Here is a 1,406-nt window from a genome sequence, read left to right as displayed (position 1 = left end):
AGTCCATCTAGAATAATTCTGGAACGGGCAATGTCAAGCGATCATTAATTTTTCGCACCACAGCGCAGCAATAAGCGAATTTATAATTAGAAACGGCGATAGTTAAACTTAACGTTTTTGCACTGCCCGATTGAAAGATCGTGTCGTCCGCGGGGTTAGTCCGCCCGCGAAAGAAGCACGGTCATAAAGTGAATTTTCAACTTAGGAGCGGCTTCGTTGCGTAAAAAATAAGTAGCGTAGCTGTTGGTTGCCATTGGTGCCGCGCCCACTACGACAGGACTGCATTTGCTGGTAAACAGCACGGGCATCAAGAACCTGGGTGAAGGCGAATGGAAGACGAAAAACATGGTGCAGACTATCGCCGCCAATGGAGAAAGGTGCATCTCGGGATCGACGCGTCCACGCTCCAGATTCGCGCCATGAAAGTGACCGACGACAGCATCGGCGACGCGCCCGCCCTGCCAGCGCTGCTTCCTCAGATTCCTGCTGACGAGCGCATTGCCAACGTCAGCGGCGATGGTGCTTACGATACGAAGGATTGTCATGAGGCGATCGCCTTGCGCTCGGCACACGCCATCATCCCTACCCGCAAGATTGCCAAACCCTGGAAAACGCATCGCCGCAGTGCCCAGGCACGCAACGAGATCCTGCATACGATGCGAAGGCTGGGCTGGGCTATCTGGAAAAAATGGAGCGGCTACCATCGCCGCAGCCTTGTCGAAACCAAAATGCGCTGCTTCAAGCTGCTGGGTGAGCGCGTTATGGCACGTGGCTTCGACCGTCAGGTCGCCGAACTACAGGTGAGAGCTGCTGTGCTGAGCCGCGTTACTAGGCTGGGCACTCCAGTCACGGTCCGAGTGTTATGAAGCGAACTACCAATAGCACCCGCTCGGCCTTCGCTCAATTCGCTCTACCCAGCGGCAGGGACGTCTTCCATTCCTCAATGGGGCGGCCTGATTGCAAATGCGGACCTGAAGCCAACGTGCTGCGGTATCGAGCTGATATATCGAACGCTTGTGCCTTAAATCAGCGTCGCCAGCGCACCCTGCGCCCCAGCCCCCTCCAGCACCCGCAGCAGCGCATCGACATCCACCGGCTTGACCAGATGATGCTGGAACCCCGCTGCCAGCGCCTCGTCCCGGTCCTGCTGCTGCCCATAGCCGGTCACCGCTACCAGTAAGGCCCCCGCCGTCTCCCGCTGCGCGCGCAAGCGCCGCGCCAGCTCGCGCCCGTCGATGCCGGGCAGGCCGATATCGAGCAGGCAGACGTCCGGCGCCACGCTGCGTGCCCGCTCGAGCGCGCGCAAGGGTTCGTGCTCGACCACGACTTCGTGTCCCTGTGTTGCCAGCAGCAGGCCGAGCGTTTCGGCCGCATCGACATTGTCGTCCACGATCAGCACGGTCAGC

At 59.1% G+C, this 1,406-nt stretch carries 1 protein-coding gene and 1 pseudogene; one reads left to right on the top strand and one right to left on the bottom strand.

The genetic code is table 11. The annotated features are described in order from the left end of the window. Positions 1–264 precede the first annotated feature (264 nt). Positions 265–866, top strand: a pseudogene (locus tag LCI23_RS11220) (IS5 family transposase); the annotation flags it as partial. A 155-nt stretch (positions 867–1,021) separates the two neighbouring features. Here the strand turns inward: LCI23_RS11220 and LCI23_RS11215 are convergent. Beyond that, a partial coding sequence (locus tag LCI23_RS11215) for a response regulator (protein ID WP_224946549.1) occupies positions 1,022–1,406 on the bottom strand: 385 nt, incomplete at its 5' end.

The sequence above is a fragment of the Massilia sp. MS-15 genome (genome assembly GCF_020176695.1).
Taxonomy (GTDB): Bacteria; Pseudomonadota; Gammaproteobacteria; order Burkholderiales; family Burkholderiaceae_D; genus Telluria; species Telluria hydrophila.
The sequence above is the reverse complement of the archived record's forward strand: the minus strand, read 5'-3'. Positions and strand labels throughout refer to the sequence as shown.